At 59.8% G+C, this 16,716-nt stretch carries 15 protein-coding genes and 1 pseudogene; 12 read left to right on the forward strand and 4 right to left on the reverse strand.

All coding sequences use genetic code 11. The features are described from left to right. Window positions 1-314: 314 nt before the first annotated feature. A complete protein-coding gene (locus tag DY201_RS25900) occupies window positions 315-1,235 on the reverse strand; it encodes a LysR family transcriptional regulator (RefSeq protein ID WP_115734190.1) in 921 nt (306 codons plus the stop codon). Between the two features lie 211 nt (window positions 1,236-1,446). Here DY201_RS25900 and speB point away from each other — a divergent pair, with 211 nt between their 5' ends. The 12 genes from speB (at window position 1,447) to DY201_RS25965 (ending at window position 14,459) form a co-directional block, all read left to right on the forward strand. Further along, complete coding sequence (gene speB, locus DY201_RS25905; RefSeq protein WP_342635229.1) at window positions 1,447-2,382, forward strand: agmatinase; 936 nt, start codon at window positions 1,447-1,449, stop codon at window positions 2,380-2,382. A 46-nt stretch (window positions 2,383-2,428) separates the two neighbouring features. Continuing rightward, window positions 2,429-3,439 carry a taurine ABC transporter substrate-binding protein gene (gene tauA / locus DY201_RS25910; protein ID WP_115734192.1) on the forward strand — a complete coding sequence of 337 codons (1,011 nt, stop codon included), beginning with the start codon at window positions 2,429-2,431 and terminating at the stop codon, window positions 3,437-3,439. 907 nt (window positions 3,440-4,346) lie between these two features. After that, window positions 4,347-5,105 carry an IclR family transcriptional regulator gene (locus DY201_RS25920; RefSeq protein WP_115734193.1) on the forward strand — a complete coding sequence of 253 codons (759 nt, stop codon included), beginning with the start codon at window positions 4,347-4,349 and terminating at the stop codon, window positions 5,103-5,105. Between the two features lies 1 nt (window position 5,106). After that, window positions 5,107-6,828, forward strand: a complete 1,722-nt coding sequence (locus DY201_RS25925; RefSeq protein WP_245432173.1) for a hypothetical protein — start codon at window positions 5,107-5,109, stop codon at window positions 6,826-6,828. Then, entirely contained in the window at window positions 6,825-7,556 is a 732-nt protein-coding gene (locus DY201_RS25930; RefSeq protein ID WP_115734194.1) for a hypothetical protein, read from the forward strand. Before DY201_RS25925 ends, DY201_RS25930 begins: the two co-directional genes overlap by 4 nt. After that, window positions 7,553-8,524: a dipeptidase gene (locus DY201_RS25935; protein ID WP_115734195.1), complete on the forward strand. Its 972-nt coding sequence runs from the start codon at window positions 7,553-7,555 to the stop codon at window positions 8,522-8,524. Before DY201_RS25930 ends, DY201_RS25935 begins: the two co-directional genes overlap by 4 nt. Before the next feature lie 23 nt (window positions 8,525-8,547). After that, entirely contained in the window at window positions 8,548-9,594 is a 1,047-nt protein-coding gene (locus tag DY201_RS25940) for an ABC transporter substrate-binding protein (protein WP_115734196.1), read from the forward strand. A gap of 89 nt (window positions 9,595-9,683) precedes the next feature. Then, window positions 9,684-10,532 (forward strand): ABC transporter permease, encoded by an 849-nt coding sequence (locus DY201_RS25945; RefSeq protein ID WP_115734197.1) that lies wholly within the window; start codon window positions 9,684-9,686, stop codon window positions 10,530-10,532. Window positions 10,533-10,534: 2 nt separating this feature from the next. Continuing rightward, window positions 10,535-11,326 (forward strand): ABC transporter permease, encoded by a 792-nt coding sequence (locus DY201_RS25950; RefSeq protein ID WP_115734198.1) that lies wholly within the window; start codon window positions 10,535-10,537, stop codon window positions 11,324-11,326. Between the two features lie 38 nt (window positions 11,327-11,364). Beyond that, window positions 11,365-12,429 (forward strand): ABC transporter ATP-binding protein, encoded by a 1,065-nt coding sequence (locus DY201_RS25955; protein ID WP_115734199.1) that lies wholly within the window; start codon window positions 11,365-11,367, stop codon window positions 12,427-12,429. A 31-nt stretch (window positions 12,430-12,460) separates the two neighbouring features. Then, window positions 12,461-12,898 (forward strand): RidA family protein, encoded by a 438-nt coding sequence (locus tag DY201_RS25960; protein ID WP_115734200.1) that lies wholly within the window; start codon window positions 12,461-12,463, stop codon window positions 12,896-12,898. 10 nt (window positions 12,899-12,908) lie between these two features. After that, the gene (locus DY201_RS25965; RefSeq protein WP_115734201.1) at window positions 12,909-14,459 is read left to right on the forward strand and encodes an acetolactate synthase large subunit; all 1,551 of its coding nucleotides are present in this window, start codon (window positions 12,909-12,911) and stop codon (window positions 14,457-14,459) included. A gap of 33 nt (window positions 14,460-14,492) precedes the next feature. Here the strand turns inward: DY201_RS25965 and DY201_RS29645 are convergent. The 3 genes and pseudogenes from DY201_RS29645 to DY201_RS25980 form a co-directional block, all read right to left on the reverse strand. Next, a pseudogene (locus DY201_RS29645) lies at window positions 14,493-14,619 on the reverse strand (FAD-dependent oxidoreductase); the annotation flags it as partial. A gap of 76 nt (window positions 14,620-14,695) precedes the next feature. Beyond that, the gene (locus DY201_RS25975) at window positions 14,696-15,643 is read right to left on the reverse strand and encodes a substrate-binding domain-containing protein (protein ID WP_115734202.1); all 948 of its coding nucleotides are present in this window, start codon (window positions 15,641-15,643) and stop codon (window positions 14,696-14,698) included. Between the two features lie 66 nt (window positions 15,644-15,709). Next, on the reverse strand, window positions 15,710-16,714 hold the full coding sequence (locus DY201_RS25980; protein WP_115734203.1) for an ABC transporter permease: 1,005 nt from the start codon (window positions 16,712-16,714) through the stop codon (window positions 15,710-15,712). Window positions 16,715-16,716 lie beyond the last annotated feature (2 nt).

Genomic DNA, 16,716 nt, shown 5'->3' on the forward strand with positions numbered 1-16,716 from the left:
CACGACGAGGACAACGATAGTATCGCGTGCGAACCCGCCAGCGCTGGCATGCAATCCGATAAGAGTGGAGGTGGCGACCCGTTCGTAGCCAGGGGCAGAGCGCCAGCCTTCTGGGTTGGAGCCCCCCGTCCGACACGGGACGGTTCGCCAATCTACGTTGCCGAAAGGTCGTTGGGGAACCACCCAAATCAACGTCCGCTCGTCGGAATCCTTGGTCCGAGCGCACTTGCCACTCTGCTGAAGAAGCGGGCGAAGATGCAGGGTCCCGTGATAAAGACCATTCCGTGAGCGACGGCCTATGCGAACTTTTGCCTTCAGTCCGATGCGTCGCCCCCGGAGCCCCCTGGCCGTAGGTGCTCTATGAGTAACTTTGCCCCCCGGGAGAGCCTTTGGTCGCGACGGTGCATAACGCCAAACGGCACGGAATGGCTTGTTCTGTTTGGGAGAACGCGGATCATTTCATTAGTGTCTTCCCATTTTCTCGCAAAATGCTCTGGGAGGTACCCAATGTATTTCCCACTGAGAATTAACATAGCTGCGGCCTCCATTGTGTGCACGATTGCAGCTGTCCTCAGGTTGTCGATATAGCTTGGCTGCTGTGACTCTCTCAGATAGCCTCTCGACACGAAAGCAAAGGGCGTATCAGATTGAATAAGCTTCTTCTCTTGAGATTCAGGCTCTGCCAATTCATGCGATCGTGAACAGAAAAGTGCTATATTTTCTCTAAATATCTCTTGGCAGACGACTGAGCTCGAAACGATGGAAGTTGGCCCTATCGCGACATCTATGTCGCCTTCAGCTAGGCTGCTTTTCAATTTGTTAGGAGGCATTATATCCATTCGAATGAATACACCACGTTCCTTAACGGCCAGCGTTTGAATCGCCGTCTGTATTGAGAATTGGCGTTCTGAGATCAGACCGTCGATGATACCCAAGCTCAGTTCTTTGCCGACATGATTCTTGGTATAGAATGCTTTATTTCGAAAATGATCTATTGATTGAAAAAGGTCTTCTACTGAAGCGTAGAGTTCGGCTCCGCCAGACGTAAGCCTGAAACCAGATCTTCCGCGATGGCAGATCTTGAACCCGACCCTCTTCTCGAGGTTCGCCATATGCGTGCTGATGTTGGAGAGGCTCATATCGAGAGCCGATTGGGAGGCGGAGAGCCCCCCGCACTCAACAACCGTCTTAAAAACCATCAAAAGTCGAAGATCGAAGTCGGACACGGCCTTCATGCGCAACACCCCCACACCTGTTTTCGGCCGGTCGGCGGCATCGAAACGCCAAGCTGTGCGGGATGCTCACTTCGGTTTGGGCAGAAGTCAACTTGAGTAGATAGGCATTCGTCCACTGCGTCCAAAGTGACACCAATTCCGGGTCGACGACCTACTCTGGAAAGGTATTGCAATGACGGACCGCCGATTTACTCCCGTTACCGGAACGCAAATGCCTCGATATGCGGGGGCAGCGACGTTGATGCGGCTCCCACTAGTTCTCCCCGGTTCATCCGATTGGGACGACGTCCAGATTGGGTTGTTCGGGATCCCTTGGGACGGCGGCACGACCAACCGCCCAGGTGCGAGACAAGGACCGCGGCAGGTGCGCGACGCCTCAACGATGGTTCGCAACGTCAATCGCGCAACTGGCGTCAATCCTTTCGCCCTCTGCCGTTGCGCCGACCTTGGTGACTCACCGGTCAATCCAGCTGACCTGGCAGATTCGATGCTGCGAATCGAGCGCTTCGTCGACGGCGTCTGCACCTCGGGCATAGTGCCCCTTTTTGTGGGCGGGGATCATCTGAGCACGCTTCCGGTCATGCGTGCGATTAGCAAGCACGTGGGGCCCGTCGGAATGGTTCACATCGACGCCCATACGGACACGTGGGATTCGTATTTCGACGGCCAGAAATACACGCACGGGACCCCGTTTCGTCGAGCAATCGAGGAGGGGATCCTAGACCCGAAGCGGACTGTGCAAATCGGAATCCGCGGCGCTCTTTATGCCGACGGGGACGATCGCTGGGGACGCGACCAGGGCATCCGCGTGATCGACTTCGACGAATACAAGAGATTAGGGGTCGAACAGGTGCTGCGCGAAACCCGCGCCCGTGTGGGCTCGCAAGCGACCTATGTTAGTTTCGATATTGACGTGCTTGACCCGGCCTACGCACCTGGGACTGGAACGCCGGAAATCGGCGGTATGACGACTTTCGAGGCGCAAAGTCTCATTCGTGGCCTTGAGGGCATTAAGTGCGTCGGCGCAGACGTCGTCGAGGTTTCACCCCCATTTGACACCAGCGGCAATACGGCTCTCGCGGCGGCGACGCTGATGTTTGAGATCCTCTGCGTTGCCGCAGGCACCGTCTCAAAAGCGAACAGTTAGTTCGACCTGACCACCACCGAAAAAGATAAACATTGAGGAGGAGCAGATGAGCTTTGTCAGAAATCTAACGGCCTGCGGCGCAATGGTCTTGTCCGCGTTGTCGTTTGCGGGTCCAGCGTCAGCTGAGCAGAGAATCGTTGAAGTGGCATATCAATTGACCACTAGCCCTTGGATCGCCCGTCTGGCGGACGGGGCGTTCGAGACAGAGACCGGATACAAGATCAACTGGCACCAGTTCAACACCGGCGCCGAAATCATAAGCGCCATGGCGTCGGGTTCCATCGACCTAAGTGTACTTGGATCAAGTCCATTGGCGGTTGCGTCCACCGCAGGGCTGGACATCAAGCTGTTCTGGGTGCTGGAGGACATCGCGAGCGCCGAAGCGCTTTACGTCCGAAACGACAGCGGCATCAGATCGCCACATGACCTGGTCGGAAAGCGGCTGGCAGTGCCTTTTGCGAGCACGAGCCACTACCAACTCATGTACGCGCTGAAGAAATGGGGCGTCGAAGAGCAGGTTACCGTACTGAATCTGGATCCGAACAAGGCCGCAGCCGCATGGGAACGCAAGGACATTGACGGTGCGTTCATCTGGGGCGCGGCGATGGCTCGCCTTAAACGGAATGGCACGCCCCTCGTCACAGCCGGCCAAATCTGTGAGATGGGGCGCTGCACATTCGAAGGGATGGCTGTTAGTACTGAATTTGCCCGTGAGAACTCTGAATTCATGCGGAAGTTTACGAGCATAATCGACCAGGCCAACCGTGATTACATAAATAATCCTGCCGGCTGGGCGATCGACTCTGCCAACATCAAGCTTATATCAGATCTCTTTGGAGCTGATGCCAGAACGGTTACGGAAGATCTGTCACAGTACAAGTATCCGTCGCTGACGGAACAGGCTTCCTGTACCTGGCTTGGCTGCGGCGCCGAAGGTGGCGCGGCCAAAACGCTAAGGCTGACGGCGGAGTTTCTGAAATCTCAAGGTAGGATCGACAAGGTCCTCGACGACTATTCCGGCTTTGTGGCGGATGAGTACCTAGGGTCCTCTCAGTAGCGGCACACGAACATAGCACGGAACTTTATGGCCGTAGCTCCCATCGAAGGCATCGGTCGGCGAATGGCGGGTAGTCTATAGAGTTCCTTTCCAGAGGGCGTCGCAGTCGCAAGTCGCGCCATTTACAACTCACCAGCTCGCTCCAATACGCGGGATGCAAGCTAGCGCCATCGCTCAAACGCCAACAGCTGGAGTTACGTGTGCTTCCGCATACTGACACCTGCTTCCGTGAGAAGTTTCGGGCACGGGCGGGAGTCCGATAGTCCCCAAGGACGGACCCCGCTGGCCACAGGCAATGTCTATGGTCGATTTGCGGCTGGTGTCGGCAACGGCTCGACGGCCGCCGGCAAGCGGCCGGCTTGATGCGGATGGAGCGCTTTGCGTTTCAACCACCTGGCATTGAGGGTGCCGCGCAACCGGAGCCGAGCCTTTTTTTGTCGTCGATGATCACCGCAGGCACGCGTAAGTCGGCTAGCGGCTGATTGCCTGTGGCTGAAGGCTGGACCGGCCCATGCCGGCTCCATGGGGCTTCGCCGTCTTACCCGGCGGTCCGGCGCGGTTGGCTCCAGCGCGAACATGATGGTCATGCGTCAGCCGTAGCAGGGCACGGCGGGCGAAGGTCGTCGGTTCCCACCGATGGGTCGCTTATGACGGGGGGGCGACCGCGAACAACTGGCGGGCAGCACGACGCTGATCGCTGCAACGGGCGGGACTGACGCCGTTCTGTCAGTTACTCCATCGCGCCTATTGCGAGGTGACCGCCTGCGGCGCCGACAGGCAAGCCCGCGACCCCCTAGGACGACGCGTACTTTTTTCTTGGCCGATTCCAATGAGATATCGCCGTCCTGGCCGATAGGCGGGCAAGCGCTGTTGACAAACGGCATTGGTTGGACCGATTGTATTCTACATGGATACATCATATTCAAATAGAATACAAGAGCAAAGCGGCGTCAGGCCTCTTTCCACCGTCATCAAGACGTTGGCCGTGCTCGATGTCCTTGCCGCCAGTGCACGCGGGATGAAGTTGCCGGAGATCGCCGCAGCGATGGAGTTGTCGCGGCCGACCGCATATCAGCGCCTTCTCACCCTGATCGATGCAGGGTGGGTCGAGCAGGATCAGGAGATGCGCTACCGACTCTCCATGCATGCCTGCCGTTTCGCTGGTGCAGCACTCGAGCAGGCCGATCTTGGCACGCGTGTCCAGCCGGTGCTCGAAGCGCTCGTTGCGAAGGTCAAAGAGGCCGCCTCCGTCGCGATCCTCGACCGAGGGTTGCCATTCATTGTCTCACGTGTCGATTCCGACAGCCTGCTGCGCGCCGAGCAAAAGATAGGCACCACGATGTCTCTCGGCGGATCCGCTTCGGGCCGCATTCTCACTGCTTTTGCCGACGAAACAACGCTCGCACGCCTCCGCCAGGGCGGTGAGGAATTCGCTTCGGAAGAAATACTTACTGATGCCCGCGTCAATGGCTACGCGATCTCCAGCGGCTACACCCACAGCGGCGTGATCGCCATAGCCGCGCCGATCTTTGATCTCAAAGGCAAGTGCTTCGCGACACTGTCGCTGGTTATGCCCGAGACGCGTTTCGACCTTGAAACCTTCAAGCGGCCGCTGCTCGAGGCAGCCAGCGAAATCACCAGCATCCAGCAGGGAAAACATCGGTGACATGACCGACACGATTGAGCCCACAAAAGGGTCCGGCGTGACCGCGCGCATGCGCACGGGATCGCAATTGATGAAGCCTGAAAGCCTGGCAGCAATCCAGCCATCGCGCTTCAGCGGCGCGCGCGCCTTCATGAATAAGATGCTGCGCGAGCGCTGGGACATTTCGATGGTACGCTTCGACGTCGATGCCAACGCCGAGGGCACCGTCGTCTATTCGATCAAGGCGCCCGACCGGGAATTCAGCTTCATCTGCTTCTCGCGCCCGCCGAGCCGAACCGCCCGCACTGGTCGCATCATCGGCCAAGCCTGGGACATGGTTGGCACGCTCAACGAGGGACCAGCGACAGATGCCGATATAGAGTCAGCGCGGCGGGAGATACCCAAGCTCTACACTGGTCGGGCCACGCACAACGCGCTCATTTGGTGCCGTTCGAACCGTTCGATGCGCGTCTTTGACCAGACGCTTGACGCACTCGCAGCAGGGCACCAGCCGGTGGTCGAAGATCTGTCCAAGGTCTGCTACCTCATGCGCAATACCGGTCTCGACGGCAACGGCACGTTCGGCACCCGTTCGTTTCCGTCGCTCGGTCGCCACCATCCGTTGGGCGGCGTGTTGCAAGCACAGCTTCTCACTGCCTACATGATGCGCGAATATTCGTGCGACCTCGTCGAGCACCTGGCGCGTCTTAAATCCGACAGGGCCGTGTCGCTCGAGCCTTCCATCCGCCGGTATCTTGGCGTCGGTAACGGGTCGGCACTTGGCTTGATCTTCTTCGTCCACAAGCACCCACGCCTGATTAACGCCTGGATAGGAGCGCGCGAAACCGCGATCGCCAAGGCGCGCGGCCTAGAACTCGGTGCCGGTGACCCGCGCATTGGCAAGCTGATCGATCTTTTGCAAACGGCGATCACCTTCCGCCAGCAGGACCGAATGGTCTACGAGGCCTTTACTTCCAGTGCCGAGATTGCCAGCGATCTGAAGCACGCGCTCGAAACGCTTAAAGTGTTCCGTGACAACGGACTAATCCAGGGCGTGGCTCATGCCACGCCGCTCGACATGCTGGTGTCAAGCTTTGGCGAAACCGCCTGCCCGGAAGCGCTCGAAACGCTGCACTCGCTACTTATCGAACTCGTTCCCGATGAGGCAGATTCGCTCTTTACAGGGATTGATGCGCCCGACGAATTCACCGTGTCGCCTGCAGAAACACTCGCCAGTCTGGCCGACCTGATCCGCCGCGACTATAGCTGGGCGCTTGCAACCGACATGTCGGCCCCAGAGGCCTATAAATTCGTCTGGTACAAGTCCGAGACAGCTGAAGAGCCGCGCCGCGGCGCGCGCGAGGAGGTGCCCGAAGCCATCGATCTTGGCCTGGATGTCTGCGGCAGCGTTCAGGCTCTGATGGACGACATCGAGTTGGTCGGCCCTTCAACCACCGTCGCGCGGTTGCTGCTCAAGCACCCCGAGCATCGCTATCTCGTCGCCCGCATTCAAAGCCTGCGCGACGCCCAGTTCCACACGCCGCATGCCAACATAAATGCCGAGAGTTTTGTACCTATCGACCTCGTTCGATTGATGAATTGTGGCATTCATGGCGTTGATAAAACCCGTGATTTTCTCAACCGCAACCTACGCGGCGTGCTCTACCACGGCGCCCCGACCCCAGACGAAATCCGATCTGGTTTCGTTGGCACATGGTTTTATCCCTCGGAGCCAATCCAATGAGTGTGTCCCAGCTCCATCAGATCCTGCGTGTTATGCCGCGCGAGATGCGAATGATGTCGGAGCGCATCTTGTCGATGACGGGCCAGCCCAAGGGCTTTTTCCTTTCTGTACAGGACGTGCCTATGTATTCGCAAAAGCTGGGTCTCGGCGGTTTCGCGCTTCTCGAAAGCCGCTTCGATGCGCTCTGCAATGCGTGCGTCGGCGAAATCGCGATCGCGTCGGAGGACAAGGCCAAGCTGTGGCTCGACGGCAGAGGCCAGCACGCCTGGTTCGTGCTTCCGGCAGCGATTGACTTGCTAGGTGAACTCGTCGCGAGGTTTGGCAAGGCCGAGTTGGTCGTGGCGGATGCGATCGATCCCGAGGAGCTTAAGATCGCCGAGGCGTTCGCCCAGCGCAACGGACTTTCCGTTTACGTAACGATAGCCAGCGATGTGACACTCAAGGCGTGCGGCCGTGTCCTTACGGGCGACGTTCGCCACGACGATCCGCTGCTCTGGTCAGTGCTAGAGTCCGGGCTGCCGGTGCAGGCCGAATTGTGGTGGCGCATCTACGCACTCGCCAAGAAAGCCCTTGCTGCCGATAGCGTGGTCTCGCGACGTCACGCTGGTCCGATGATCGTCAATCAGGACGGCACCGTGATCGGACGCAAGGACAACGACGACGAGACAGACGTCAGCTTCCTCATAGCGCCCCGCACTGAAACTCAAACGGAAAGCACGAACTCATGATCATCGACGGATTGCAGTGCGGCCACTTCGATCGGCAGGCGTTCCAGTCTCTGCAGGTGGCCAAGGTCGGCGGCGTTGTGGTGACCTGCGGCTTCTGGGAAGGAGCGGTGGAATCGCTGGACTCACTCGGCCGATGGCGCGACTTGGTGCGTGAAAACGCCGAGATCGCCGAGATCGCGACAACAGCGACCGACGTCGAGCGCATCGGCAGCGAAGGCAAGATTGCCGTGATCCTCGGCTACCAGAACGCCAATCTGTTCGAAGGCCGCATTCGCTTCGTTGAGCTCTTTGCCGAACTCGGCGTGCGCGTCGTCCAACTCACCTACAATAATCAGAATGAACTCGCTGGCAGCTGCTACGAGGCCGAGGATTCGGGCCTCGCTCGCTTCGGCAAGGAAGTCGTGCGCGAGATGAACACAGCCGGCATCCTGGTCGATTGCAGCCATGTCGGCGATCGCTCCACGCTCGGCGCCATCGAGGCATCGTCCAGGCCGATAGCCGTCACGCACGCCAATGCGCGCTCGCTATTCGACCATAAACGCAACAAGTCCGATGCTGTGCTGAAGGCGCTCGGTGAGACGGGCGGCGTCATAGGCTGTGCCGCCTATCGCAACATCACGGGCGATGAATATTGCAGCTCAATCGAGGCATGGTGCGGCATGGTCGCACGCACGGTCGACATCGCCGGGATCGACTCTGTCGCTATCGGAACCGACCGCAGCCACAACTTCACCGCGCCGGACTATGCCTGGATGCGCCAGGGTCGTTGGACCCGCGGTGCAGACTATGGCGCCAGCGCCGCGGGCAAGCCGCTCAAGGCGCCGCCGCCGGATTGGTTCCACAAGGTGGAAGACATGGGTGCCATCCCGGGCGGCCTGCGGGCCGTCGGCTTCTCGGAGGAGGATGTCGCCAAGATCACCCATAAGAACTGGCTTCGACTCTACGAGGCCACTTTCAGGAAGGCCTAAGGCCTGAAGAGGAGAACTTTGCAATGACCAACCACACCATTCCCGGCTTTTGGACGCCGGATCGTCGTATGTTCCTGAAGGGCGCAGGTGCCGCTATCGCCTCAACGATCGCCATGCCCTACGTGGCCCGCGCGCAGGACAAGGCGCTCTACATCAACACCTGGGGAGGGCCTTGGGAGGAAGCTGCGCGCATCCATTTGTTTGATCCGTTCACCGCCGAAACCGGCATCGAGATTCGCACCGTATCCCCGGTGTCTTTCGCCAAGCTCGCTCAGCAGACCAAGACAGGCGTGTATGAATTTGACATCACCACGCTCGGCGGCGGCGAACTCATGCGCGCCAACCAAGCCGGCATCATCGAACCCTTGGCGGAACCCTACAAGGGTGGTCTGTTCGAAAACGGCGTCGCTTCGCATGCTTTCGCGACGGTCATGGCCTGGCGCACCGACCGCATCAAGGAAGGCCCAAAGACCTGGACGGAATTCTGGGACGTCGAGAAGTTCCCTGGCGCGCGTTCGCTGCAGCGCTATGCGGCGCGCGTGGTGCCCATCGCGCTGTTGGCCGACGGGGTCGAGCTCAAGGACCTGTATCCGCTCGACATCGACCGCGCCTTTGCTTCGCTCGACCGCATCAAGGATCACGTCCGTGTATGGTGGACAGCAGGTGCTCAGTCGACCCAGATTCTTCGCGACGGTGAGGTTGACCTTATCGGCATCTGGCACGGTCGCTTCTACGAAGCTGAGAAGGCCGGCGCACCTGTGGCCATGACATGGAACCAGGGGGAAATCGATCGCGCCTACTGGGTCGTCGCCAAAGGCACGCCGAACGCCGACAGCGCCAAGAAGTTCGTCGAATTCGCAACCAGCGGCAAGCCGTTGGCCGGGTTTGCTATGCAGGCTGACTACGGTCCGCTTAACCCGGCGGCCAACGAGTTCGTGACGGCGGAAGCCGCCAAACGCATGCCGACCTCGCCCGAGAACTACGGCCAGACCTTCGAGCAGGATATGGCCAATTTTGGCGATGATCCGGCCGCCGTGGCCGAGCGTTTCGAGGAGTGGGTCGCCAGCTGAGACTTGCGGCACCCATAACCTCGCAACGAAGTTCCCGCCGCGCTGTCCCATGCGACGGGTGCCTGATTGCACAAGCAAAGGAAACCACGATGGCGATCAGCATCGCTGCATTGTCCGAGAGGAAGAACCTGTGGCCGTGGCTACTGCTTACGCCACTGGCCATTTACATGGCCGTCTTCTTCCTCGTCCCGCTTGCCGACGTGGCGATCATGAGCGTCACGGAGCCGCGCCCGACGCTCGCCAACTACGAACGTGTATTCACCACCGCGCTCTACCAGCGTGTTTTCGTCAACACCTTCGCCACCGCGATCATCGTGACGATCTGCTGCCTGCTTGTTGGCTATCCGCTTGCCTATCTCATGGCCAACAGCAAGCCGCGTACCGCGATGCTAATTCTGCTTCTGGTGACGATGAGCTTCTGGACCTCGTTCCTGGTCCGCACCTATGCCTGGATGGTCCTGCTCGGAAATAACGGGCCGCTGATCTGGCTGCTCGGCGCGCTCGGTATGGACCAGCCGCCGCAGCTTCTATTCACACGCTTCTCATCGACGCTAGCGATGGTCCACATCCTCGTCCCCTACATGGTCATGAACATCTATTCGGTGATGAAGAAGATCGACCCGACGCTGATCCGATCGGCCGAAAGCCTCGGCGCACGCGGGCTGTCGCTCTTCCGGCATGTCTACCTGCCGCTGACAGCGCCAGGCATCGCCAATGGCTCGGTTCTTGTGTTCGTGATCTGCCTTGGCTTTTACGTGACGCCGGTCCTGCTCGGCAGCCCGCGCGAGCAGATGATCGCCGGACTGATTGGCAACCAGGTCGATGAATTCCTGGCGTTCGGCATGGGCTCTGCCATGGCAATGGTCCTGCTCTTTTTGACGCTGGCGATCCTGACGATCTACCACCGCCGCTTCGGGCTGGACAAACTGTGGGGTTGAACATGAACCGCTTTATGCGCTGGCTCGGCATTGCGGTCGTCATCTTCATCGCCGCGCCACTGGTAATTGTCGTACCGATGTCGTTTTCGGAGGCGCGTTCCCTGCAGTTCCCGCCGCCCGGATACTGGCTCGGTTACTACACTGCCTACTTCACAGACATGAACTGGCTTCGCCCTACCTTCAACAGCATCCTCATCGCCAGCGCGACGACGGTGTTGACCATGGCGCTCGTCGTGCCCGCCACCTTTGCTCTGGTTCGACATCGCTTCCATGGCAAGAGCATCGCCGACTTGATGATGCTGATGCCGCTCGCGGTACCGCATATCGTCATGGCAGTTGGCTACTATTCCTATTTCGGCAACATTGGCATCGTGCACACCCATCTGGGTGTCATCCTTGCCCATACCTGCCTATCTGTGCCGATCGCCTTCCTGGTGCTCTCGGCTAATCTCAAGGGCTTCGACCGCACCCTGGAGCGGGCAGCACAAAGTCTGGGCGCAAGCCCAACCAAGACCTTCATCCATGTGACGCTGCCGATCCTGCGACCGGGACTGATCATCAGCGCCCTGTTCGCGTTCGTCCAGTCGTTCGACGAAACGGTGGTCGCAATCTTCATCTCAGGGCGGGGCGCCGAGACGCTGCCGCGCAAGATGTTCGACAGCATCCGGCAGGAGGCCGACCCGGTCATCGCGGTGATCTCAACGCTTCTGTTCGTCGCAGTACTCGTAGGGCTGACAGCGCCGCTGCTTTTTGCCCACTGGCGCAACAGGCGCGCACGCCTCGGCACCGCCTGAAACAATTTCGGCATGCCCCGCCATGCCCAGGAGACTCCATGAGCAGCTATCTTCAGCTTTCCGGTATTTCAAAAACATACGGTCAGTTCACCGCGCTCGAAGCGGTCGACCTTGACATCAAAAAGGGAGAGTTCGTCACTTTCCTGGGCCCCAGCGGCTCGGGTAAGACGACGACGTTGATGATCATCGCCGGCTTCGAGACCGCCACCTCCGGTTCAGTCGACGTTGCCGGCAAGTCGCTGTTTGGCCTTGCACCGCATGAGCGCAACATCGGCATCGTATTCCAGAACTATGGGCTTTTCCCCCACAAGACGGCGGCGCAAAACGTCTACTTCCCCTTGCAGATGCGGGGCTGGGACAAGGCCAAGGGGCTCAAGCGCGCCGAAGAAATGCTCGATCTGGTGGGACTCAAGGGATTCGGCCACCGCCACCCCAAAGAGCTTTCGGGCGGCCAGCAGCAGCGTGTGGCATTGGCTCGTGCGCTTGTCTTCGAGCCTTCGCTTCTATTGCTGGACGAACCACTGGGCGCTCTCGACAAGAACCTGCGCGAGCAGATGCAGATCGAGATCAAACGCATTCAACGCGCGCTTGGCGTGACGACCATCTTTGTCACGCACGACCAGTCCGAGGCCATGTCGATGTCAGACCGGATCGTGGTATTCGAAAAGGGGCGCGTCCAGCAGGTGGCAACACCGCTCGGACTTTACCATGAGCCTGAAACCAGATTTGTCGCCGGCTTCATCGGTGAGAGCAACCTGATTCAATCGACGATTGTTGACGCCGCCAAGGGCGAAGCCTCCAACTCGGCGCTCGGCACGGTCGAATATGCGCAGACCAACAACGTGACAAATGGTGCGTCTGTTACGCTTATGATCCGTCCGGAGCACATCAAACTCTCGCGCAATCCAATAGATGGACGCAAGAACGTGCGCATGACCGTCGAAACGATAGTCAACTACGGCGACAATGCCCTCGTCATTGGCAAGGTCGATGATCAGCCGATGCGTGTCCGCGTGTTGGGCGCAGATGTCGTGATCATTCAGGAAGGCGAGGAATGCTTGATCAGCTGGGCGCGCGAATCCGTCTACGTCATTACCAAGTGATCCAATCGCCGGCGACAGAAAGCAGCAGTCTATGTCCCTGACTCTTGAGCCCGGCGACGTCGCCGGAGTGATCAGCCGTTTCGGCATCGGTAAGCGCGCCAGCATGGCTGTCGTCCATAATGGCACTGGCTATTTCGCCGTAACGCCGCAAGCGCCTTACGATGCCGACCTCAGCACCGCAGAACAGGCCATGCAACTGCTCGCCAAGGCCGAGGCGCGGCTCGCCGAGATCGGCAGCGGCAAGGAAAAACTCCTGTTCGTAGCCATTATCTTGGCCGATATGGCCGATCTTGCCTCCGTCAACGCGTCTTGGGATGAGTGGGTCGCCGGTATGGCGCCTCCAGCCCGCGCCTGCTTCGAGGCACCTCTTGCCAATCCAGCGTTGAAGATCGAAATGATCATGGTTTGCGCCGCTCGCGAAGTGCACAGGCGTGACGGCGTGGGGCAGGGGACAGTCAATGCCCCGTGAGGAGGGCGATATGAACGGCGCCGATATGCTTTGCGACGTGCTGCTGGTCAATGGCATCGATGTATGTTTCGCCAATCCAGGCACTTCAGAGATGCACTTTGTCGCCGCGCTGGACCGCAAGCCCGGAATGCGTTGCGTGCTGGGGCTTTCCGAGGGCGTGGTGACAGGTGCTGCCGACGGCTATGCCCGCATGGCTGATAAGCCCGCGGCGACGCTTCTTCATCTCGGCCCAGGCCTCGCCAATGGGCTCGCCAATCTGCACAATGCGCGGCGCGCTCGAACGCCGATAGTGAACATTGTTGGCGACCATGCGTCCTATCATCTAAAGCATGACGCACCACTGACCAGCGACATCGAGAGCTTGGCACGGCCGATGTCGCATTGGGTGGGGCGCGCAGCAAATGCTGCCGGCGTCCGCGCCGCCACCGAGGAAGCCTATCGCCAGGCGCAGGCAAGGCGTGGAGTCTCGACCTTGATCCTGCCGGCAGACGCGGCTTGGGGCGAAGTTGTCCGACAGGACCTCCAGCCGGTCATTGTGCCTGCAGCCCTGCAGGTGGCAGAGGAGGTGCTTCGCCGCGCTGCAAAGGCACTGCGCAGCGGCAAACGTGCAGTGCTTATTCTGTCCGGCCGCGCATTGCGTGCCCGAGCGCTGGAGACAGCAGGGCAGATTTCGGCGGCAACGGGAGCTGCGCTCTTCTCTCAGACATCGGACCGGACCGAACGCGGCGCAAGCCGCGTCTTTGCACGTCCGATTCCCTACAACATCGACCTCGCCGTTGAGGCATTGCGCGAATTCGACGTTGCGATCTGCCTCGGCGGCCGTCAGCCGGTCGGCTTTTTTGCTTATCCCGACAAACCAAGCACGATGCTGCAGCCCGGCTGCGAAGCCATCGAGTTGGCCGGCCACGAGTGCGACCTTGCAGATGTGCTGCGAATGCTGGCCGAGGAGATAGGTCTCCGCGCAGATGCGCCCTTCGTTCCCAACCGGCCAGGCCAATCCGCAATCACTGCACCTACAGGCGCGCTGAATGCTGATTCCATCACTATCGCCGTGGCGCGGATGTTGCCCGAGAACGCGATAATCTGCGAGGAATCGATCACCTCGGCCGGTAAGATGGCAGTACTGGCGCCAAACCTCGTCCCTCATGACCATATCCCGCTCACCGGCGGAGCTATTGGCATTGGCATTCCTCTGGCAGCCGGCGCGGCCATTGCCTGTCCTGAACGCAAGGTGATCGCTTTGCAGGCCGACGGCAGCGGCATGTACACGCTCCAGGGGCTGTGGACCCAAGCGCGCGAACAACTCAACGTTATCACCATCATCTTCGCCAATCGGGCTTATGCCATCTTGCAGGGCGAAATGCGCAATGTGGGCGTCAACGACTTCGGCCGCAATGCGCGCCGCATGCTAGACCTCGACAATCCCGAGCTCGACTGGTGCTCTCTGGCGCGGGGCATGGGTGTCGAAGCGGCGCGCGCCGACACGGTAGAGCAATTCAGCGACATCCTTGCGGCGGCAACTGCGCGCAACGGACCCTTTCTGATCGAGGCGAGAATATAGGCTCTGCAGAGCCTGTTTCGCCTCTCATTGCTATTGCGCCTCGCGTTCCCCGATCTCCTTCAAGCCCCCGGACGACCGCGCAGTGAAGCGTGCCGTTTCGCTCGAGTTCGCAGTCGATGCGATGCCGGTCGCTCACCTCCATAACCAGTGAAGGGCCATCTGGACACCTATAGGGCCAAAGCAAAACGGGGAGGCCAAGCCTCCCCGTTGCACAAGCTATTCCCTGCAACCGTCGATCAGAACGGCGAATCCGGGAAGTGGTAGTTGGCGGCGTTGTCCTTGGTCACCAGCGTGGCGTCGAGGATGTAGGTGCCGTGCACCGGAACCTGATCAAACAGCTGTGCTGCCGTCAGTTCCATCGCGGTGCCAACCATTGCCGGCGGATAGAGCACGTCGACCGGGACCATCTTGTCGCCGTCCATGACCTTCTTGATCATGTCCTTCGAGCCGGCTCCGCCGACGACATACTGAATGTCGGTGCGCTTGGCCTGTTCGATGGCTTCGAGGATGCCGACGACCATGTCGTCATCCTGCGCCCAGACCACGTCGATCTTCGGATATTTGGTCAGGTAGTCCTGCATGACCTTGAAGGCGTCGTCGCGGTTCCAGTTCCCGAACTGGCGGTCGAGAACCTTGACGCCCGAGCCGGCGATGCCCTTGTCAAAACCATCCTGGCGCTGCTGGTCGATCGGGATCGGCATGCCGCGCACAATGACGACTTCCGCGTTGGGGGTGGTGGCGGCAATGTACTTGCCGGCGACTTCCCCAAGCGCCGGATTGTTGCCGGCAACATAGAGGTCGCGGACCGAATCGTCATTGCTGGAGGGCGCACGGTCGACGAGCGCAACGAACTTGCCCTTGGCCTTGATTTCCTTGATCGCGCTGACCAACGGATCGGGATCGGTCGGCAGGATGACGAGTGCGTCGATACCCTGCGTTTCAAGGTCCTGCACCGCATTGGCCTGCGACGCCGGGTCGGGCGAAGTCTTCACCACGACGTTCAGGTTCGGATATTCTTCCATCAGCTTCTTGGCGACGCGTTCGGCATGAAACACCACACCAGCGGTCCAACCATGGTCCGCGGCGGGGATCGAGACGCCGATGGTCTTTTTGTCTTGCGCCAGGGCTGTGCCCATGGTCGCGGCGAGCGCAACGGCCGCCAGTCCCAGTAGAATTTTACGCATTCATCTCTCTCCCAAAAATGCAGGCCTGTCTTGAACCGACCGGGCGACCCGCAGCCCCGATTTACGTCACGATTTTCGCGTCAGCGAACGCTGCACCAACATCGCGACAATGACGATTGCTCCCTGGATCGCGCCGAGCAGATACTCGCTGACATATGACGTCAGCAGCATGATGTTGCCGATGATTTCCAGGATGAAGGCGCCGGCTACGGTTCCCCAGACGCGACCTACGCCTCCACGCAAGGCGGTGCCACCGACCACGACGGCCGTGATCGCGTTCAGTTCCCACATTGTGCCCGTCGTGGCTGTGGTGGAAGAAAGGCGCGGAATATAGATCAGGCAGGCACCCGCCACGCATAGCCCCTGGATCAGGTAGGTCATGGTGCGGACGCGTGCAACCGAGATGCCGGAATAGCGCGCGACGTCCTCATTGGAGCCGACCGCTATCACATGGCGGCCAAACGAGGTGCGGTACAGGATGAATGCCGCAATCGCCGCCGTGATGAAGATTGCAAGCACGGGGTAAGGAATGCCGAAAAGATTGCCGAAATAAACCGGGCGATAGATCGCCTGCACATCCGGATTGCGCAGCGTGATGGCGCCGCCTTGTGAAAGCCAGGTGGTCAGGCCGCGATAGATGCCCATCATGCCAAGCGTGGCGATGAAAGGCTCGATCTTGCCCAAGGTTATGACCAGTCCATTGGTCAGCCCACAGGCCATGCCGATTGCCAGCATCAGCGCCGTGGCAGCCAGAACCATCGTCAACGGATTGGCGATGCCGTCCGAATTCATGAACATGATGGCGAGCGAGGCGATGAAGGCGGTCATTGCGCCGACAGAGAGATCAAGTCCGCCGGCGGTGATGACAAAGGTCGCGCCAATCGCAATGATCGCGATATAGGCCGAGCGCGTCATCACGTTCAGCAGGTTGTTGGCCGTCAGGAAGTTGTCGTGGGCAAACGAGCCCAGCACCAGAAGCAGCGCCAGCGCGATGAAGGGCGCGACGGCGCGCAGGTCCACATCCCGCCAGAGGTTGCGCCTTTGTGGAGTGGTGGTCGTCGTGTCAGTCATGT

Origin of the sequence: Aminobacter aminovorans, assembly GCF_900445235.1 — a bacterium.
GTDB lineage: Bacteria > Pseudomonadota > Alphaproteobacteria > Rhizobiales > Rhizobiaceae > Aminobacter > Aminobacter aminovorans.

Bases quoted from the DNA above. Each gene is read 5' to 3' on its own strand.
- DY201_RS25900 (WP_115734190.1), bottom strand. From the start codon at position 1,235: ATGAAGGCCGTGTCCGACTTCGATCTTCGACTTTTGATGGTTTTTAAG.
- speB (WP_342635229.1), top strand. From the start codon at position 1,447: ATGCCTCGATATGCGGGGGCAGCGACGTTGATGCGGCTCCCACTAGTT.
- tauA (WP_115734192.1), top strand. From the start codon at position 2,429: ATGAGCTTTGTCAGAAATCTAACGGCCTGCGGCGCAATGGTCTTGTCC.
- DY201_RS25920 (WP_115734193.1), top strand. From the start codon at position 4,347: ATGGATACATCATATTCAAATAGAATACAAGAGCAAAGCGGCGTCAGG.
- DY201_RS25925 (WP_245432173.1), top strand. From the start codon at position 5,107: ATGACCGACACGATTGAGCCCACAAAAGGGTCCGGCGTGACCGCGCGC.
- DY201_RS25930 (WP_115734194.1), top strand. From the start codon at position 6,825: ATGAGTGTGTCCCAGCTCCATCAGATCCTGCGTGTTATGCCGCGCGAG.
- DY201_RS25935 (WP_115734195.1), top strand. From the start codon at position 7,553: ATGATCATCGACGGATTGCAGTGCGGCCACTTCGATCGGCAGGCGTTC.
- DY201_RS25940 (WP_115734196.1), top strand. From the start codon at position 8,548: ATGACCAACCACACCATTCCCGGCTTTTGGACGCCGGATCGTCGTATG.
- DY201_RS25945 (WP_115734197.1), top strand. From the start codon at position 9,684: ATGGCGATCAGCATCGCTGCATTGTCCGAGAGGAAGAACCTGTGGCCG.
- DY201_RS25950 (WP_115734198.1), top strand. From the start codon at position 10,535: ATGAACCGCTTTATGCGCTGGCTCGGCATTGCGGTCGTCATCTTCATC.
- DY201_RS25955 (WP_115734199.1), top strand. From the start codon at position 11,365: ATGAGCAGCTATCTTCAGCTTTCCGGTATTTCAAAAACATACGGTCAG.
- DY201_RS25960 (WP_115734200.1), top strand. From the start codon at position 12,461: ATGTCCCTGACTCTTGAGCCCGGCGACGTCGCCGGAGTGATCAGCCGT.
- DY201_RS25965 (WP_115734201.1), top strand. From the start codon at position 12,909: ATGAACGGCGCCGATATGCTTTGCGACGTGCTGCTGGTCAATGGCATC.
- DY201_RS25975 (WP_115734202.1), bottom strand. From the start codon at position 15,643: ATGCGTAAAATTCTACTGGGACTGGCGGCCGTTGCGCTCGCCGCGACC.
- DY201_RS25980 (WP_115734203.1), bottom strand. From the start codon at position 16,714: ATGACTGACACGACGACCACCACTCCACAAAGGCGCAACCTCTGGCGG.